The organism is Symbiopectobacterium sp., from assembly GCF_051710365.1.
Taxonomy (GTDB): Bacteria; Pseudomonadota; Gammaproteobacteria; order Enterobacterales; family Enterobacteriaceae; genus Symbiopectobacterium.
The window spans coordinates 1-4378 of the sequence record NZ_JBPETA010000228.1 but is presented as its reverse complement, the minus strand read 5'-3'; the positions used below and the strand labels follow the sequence as shown (position 1 = coordinate 4378).

General features: G+C 49.7%; 4 protein-coding genes. 2 read left to right on the top strand and 2 right to left on the bottom strand.

The genetic code is table 11. From position 1 onward, the window contains the following. Nucleotides 1-73: 73 nt before the first annotated feature. Complete coding sequence (locus ACTBDZ_RS15475) at nucleotides 74-397, bottom strand: hypothetical protein (RefSeq protein ID WP_438815976.1); 324 nt, start codon at nucleotides 395-397, stop codon at nucleotides 74-76. Nucleotides 398-975: 578 nt separating this feature from the next. Between ACTBDZ_RS15475 and oxyR the strand changes: the two genes are divergently transcribed. Then, nucleotides 976-1893 carry a DNA-binding transcriptional regulator OxyR gene (gene oxyR, locus ACTBDZ_RS15470; RefSeq protein ID WP_438815975.1) on the top strand — a complete coding sequence of 306 codons (918 nt, stop codon included), beginning with the start codon at nucleotides 976-978 and terminating at the stop codon, nucleotides 1891-1893. Here oxyR and sthA read toward each other — a convergent pair. Then, nucleotides 1876-3294: a Si-specific NAD(P)(+) transhydrogenase gene (sthA, locus tag ACTBDZ_RS15465; protein ID WP_438815974.1), complete on the bottom strand. Its 1419-nt coding sequence runs from the start codon at nucleotides 3292-3294 to the stop codon at nucleotides 1876-1878. The genes oxyR and sthA overlap by 18 nt on opposite strands. A gap of 217 nt (nucleotides 3295-3511) precedes the next feature. Here sthA and fabR point away from each other — a divergent pair, with 217 nt between their 5' ends. Beyond that, nucleotides 3512-4147 carry an HTH-type transcriptional repressor FabR gene (gene fabR / locus ACTBDZ_RS15460; protein ID WP_196907442.1) on the top strand — a complete coding sequence of 212 codons (636 nt, stop codon included), beginning with the start codon at nucleotides 3512-3514 and terminating at the stop codon, nucleotides 4145-4147. Nucleotides 4148-4378: the final 231 nt, after the last annotated feature.

Below are 4378 nucleotides of genomic sequence, written 5' to 3'. Positions count from 1 at the left end.
ATACTCAGTTCATCGCACAGTGCAGCGACGAGACCTAAGTGATCAAGGTTACGGATGGTAACGTGGGGAGTACTCATGCTGATTGGTCTGCAAAAAGCAGTAATAAATTCAGAACCTCAGAATACCGCCAAGTCCCGAAAAAAGGAAAATCAGGTGCGAAATGACGGCTGAAGTTATGCTTTTCAGGATTATTGATAATAATCTCTAAACATCTTCGCGTATCTTTTAATATGGATTCCAGTTCTTTTTTTCGCTCAGCGCGCAATACCGGGGGATTATCGGGCATTGATTTAACACGCCATAACCTTATGATGATATCATTGATATCACCGTTGCTGACATGCTTATCCGCAGGTAAACGTGAGTGGTGACATCTCCCTTGCTGGTATATTTTCATTAATATTCTTTCTCAGTTTACGGTCTTTTCCGGACCTTAACCCGATTGACGCTGATGGAGTACTAAATTTCGCTACTGATGTGTGTGATGCGCCGGGCTCGATTCCACTTTTTATTCAAGCTTCATTGATATGTTGCAGGGTAGAATAATTATGCCATTATTGATGCGCTATGTTATTACCACTACCTCGGTAAAGTGGTCACGTATTCAATGAGTGTATTGCTACATAGTCTGGCATGCAAAAAAGGTGTTTAAAACCAGCCTGAATGCATGAAGAGAACATAGAGCATGAATACTATTTTTATTGCGGAGCAACACATTGAATACGTGACCCGGTAAAGTGTGTCGACTTTGTGTGTTTTTAATATTTAGCATCTTATGATTATCCAGCATTGAAGGTCTTATAAAATTTCAATAGTGAAACAAATTTCATTTTCTTAACGCCGTCGCTGGTTATATTTTTTAACCGATAAGATACCGTTGTTGTCGGGAACCAAACGTTTTCTTTGTTGATAGGACTTACCATTGATTGGTATCCTACCTATCGTTTTTGGCTATCGTGTTAAGGATAATGATAAATGAACATTCGGGATCTAGAGTATCTGGTGGCGTTAGCTGAACACCGTCATTTCCGGCGTGCAGCGGACTCCTGTCATGTCAGCCAACCAACACTCAGTGGTCAAATTCGTAAACTGGAAGATGAACTGGGTGTGATGTTATTGGAGCGCACCAGCAGAAAAGTGTTGTTTACTCAGGCTGGCTTGCTACTGGTCGAGCAGGCAAGAACTGTGCTGCGCGAAGTCAAAGTGCTTAAAGAGATGGCGAGCCAGCAGGGAGAGACCATGTCTGGTCCACTGCATATTGGGCTGATCCCCACCGTTGGGCCTTACCTGCTGCCGCATATCATTCCCATGCTGCATCGCACGTTTCCTAAGCTGGAAATGTACCTGCATGAAGCACAGACGCATCAGCTACTGGCACATCTGGATAGCGGCAAGCTGGACTGCGCCATTCTCGCGATGGTCAAGGAATCGGAAGCATTTATCGAAGTACCACTGTTTGATGAACCAATGAAACTGGCGATTTATCAGGATCATCCGTGGGCAAACCGTGAGCGTGTTGCCATGTCCGATCTGGCTGGTGAAAAATTGCTGATGCTGGAAGATGGGCACTGCCTGCGCGATCAGGCATTAGGGTTCTGCTTCCAGGCAGGGGCAGATGAAGATACGCATTTTCGCGCCACCAGCCTGGAAACGTTGCGCAACATGGTCGCCGCCGGCAGTGGGATCACCTTGCTGCCTTCGCTGGCGGTGCCTCATGAGCGCCAGCGTGATGGTGTCTGTTATTTACCGTGCTACAAGCCGGAGCCGAAGCGAACTGTAGCGCTGGTGTACCGCCCAGGATCGCCACTGCGCGGTCGCTATGAACAGCTGGCGGACGCTGTGCGGGAACATATGCAGCACTATTTGGACAGTGCATTAAAACAGGCGGTTTAACCCGTTAAGTGCCGCCACTCGGTAAGCTTCGGCCATCGTTGGGTAATTAAAGGTTGTATTAACGAAATATTCGATAGTATTCCCTTCGCCTTTTTGCTCCATGATGGCCTGGCCGATGTGAATAATCTCCGCCGCACGCTCGCCAAAACAGTGAATACCGAGGATTTGCCTGGTTTCTCGGTGAAAAAGTATCTTCAGGCTCCCCACGTTCATGCCGACGATTTGCGCTCGCGCCAGATGCTTGAACTGCGCGCGCCCAACCTCATAGGGCACTTTCATCGCCGTAAGCTCCTGCTCGGTTTTCCCCACGGAACTGATTTCCGGAATGGTGTAGATTCCCGTTGGGATGTCCTCGATCAGGTGTGCACTGGCATCGCCTTTGACGATGGCCTGCGCCGCCAATCGTCCCTGATCGTAGGCTGCTGAAGCCAGGCTAGGATAGCCGATGACATCGCCCACCGCGTAGATGTGTGCCAGCGCGGTTTGGTACATGTTGTTGACTTTCAACTGGCCGCGCCCGTCGGGCACCAAACCGATTTTTTCCAGCCCTAACGTCTCCGTGTTGCCGGTGCGCCCATTGGCGTACAGCAAGCAGTCGGCCTTCATCTTTTTACCGGATTTAAGATGAACAATGACGCCGTCAGCGGTACCCTCGATCGATTCGAACTCTTCGTTATGACGAATGACTACGCCATTGTTCCAAAAATGGTAGGACAGGGCGTCAGACATTTCCTGATCGAGAAACGCCAGCAGGCGATCGCGGGTGTTGATCAGATCCACTTTTACGCTCAGGCCACGAAAGATCGAGGCATATTCACAGCCAATCACGCCTGCGCCATAAATAATCACATGCTGAGGCTCGTGATCCAGTTCCAGAATGGAATCGCTGTCGTAAATACGGGGATGTGAAAAGTCTACGTCTGCCGGGTGGTAGGGGCGTGAGCCCGTGGCAATGATAATCTGAGCGGCCGTAAGCGTATCTTGCATATTATCGGGATACTGCACGGCAACCGTGTGTTCATCGATGAAATGTGCTTCACCTGAAAATATTTCGCAATGGTTACGTTCGTAAAAACCTTGACGCATGCGGGTTTGCTGGCCGATGACGCTGTCTGCGTGGCGCAGGATGTCGGAGAACGAGGAGCGAATAGGGCGTGCATTATCGCTGTACAGCGGGTTCTGGTTAAATTCGATGATGCGGCTGACGGCATGGCGCAACGCTTTGGAGGGGATGGTTCCCCAGTGCGTGCACCCACCGCCGACGTTGTTATATCGCTCGATGACGGCCACTCTGGCGCCTTGTTTTACCAGCCCCATCGCGGCGCCTTCGCCGCCCGGGCCGGAACCAATAATGATGGCATCATAATCAAACGGTTGCTGAGTTTGTGCTTGCTGTGTCATGGTAGGGTAATCCTGTTTTTATACAAGCCGATAACGCTATTGTAACACTGCCGCGTTCATAACCCAATTTATCCCTTTTGCTGGTATGACAATCCTCTGTCTCATTTTCAATATGGCAAACTTTGTCTCAGTATGTCGCAAGTAAAGTTTGCTATAGTGCTTTTCTGGAGAGGAAAGCGGATGGTGTCAGCTGAATATGGGTGTCGGAACACAAAATATGGGTGTCAGAGCACAACAAAAAGAACGCACTCGCCGTTCCTTAATCGAAGCTGCTTTCAGTCAACTCAGCGCCGAACGGAGTTTCGCCAGCCTGAGCTTGCGTGAAGTCGCGCGCGAGGCGGGCATCGCTCCCACCTCTTTTTATCGCCACTTCCGCGATGTCGATGAATTGGGTTTGACGATGGTCGATGAAAGCGGCCTGATGTTGCGTCAACTGATGCGACAGGCACGCCAGCGCATTGCCAAAAGCGGCAGCGTTATTCGCACATCGGTCGCCACCTTTATGGAGTTCATTGGCAATAACCCCAATGCCTTCCGTCTGTTGCTGCGTGAACGTTCGGGCACCTCCGCCGCGTTTCGTGCTGCTGTAGCCCGTGAAATCCAGCATTTTATTGCGGAACTGGCGGACTATCTTGAAGTGGAAAATCATATCCCGCGTGAATTTGCGGAGGCTCAGTCTGAAGCGATGGTCACGATTGTGTTTAGCGCTGGCGCAGAGGCGTTGGACGTTGGGCTTGAACAACGGCGGCAATTGGAAGAACGCCTGGTGCTGCAATTACGCCTGATTGCCAAAGGGGCTTACTACTGGTACAGAAAGGAACATGAGAAGGAAGTGAATACTTCTGACGTGTAGCAGCGAGCCTGAGGTGACGTTTCCCTCTGTTAAGGCGGTACGCGGTAGGCGTCTCATCGTGTTCCTGAGTATTTAAAACGCTTGAGTGTTTAAAACCACGGGAGACATCATGTGTACTAGCTCAGACCTGATCTGACAGTTACCGGTTATTTATACAGGTGTCTGTCAGATTAAATCTGGTTCAGATTTTTTTCTGCCCAGACCCGTTTACCATCAAGTAATGTTGCCATT

Coding starts and splice junctions, on each gene's coding strand:
- ACTBDZ_RS15475 (WP_438815976.1), bottom strand. CDS start 397: ATGAAAATATACCAGCAAGGGAGATGTCACCACTCACGTTTACCTGCG.
- oxyR (WP_438815975.1), top strand. CDS start 976: ATGAACATTCGGGATCTAGAGTATCTGGTGGCGTTAGCTGAACACCGT.
- sthA (WP_438815974.1), bottom strand. CDS start 3,294: ATGACACAGCAAGCACAAACTCAGCAACCGTTTGATTATGATGCCATC.
- fabR (WP_196907442.1), top strand. CDS start 3,512: ATGGGTGTCAGAGCACAACAAAAAGAACGCACTCGCCGTTCCTTAATC.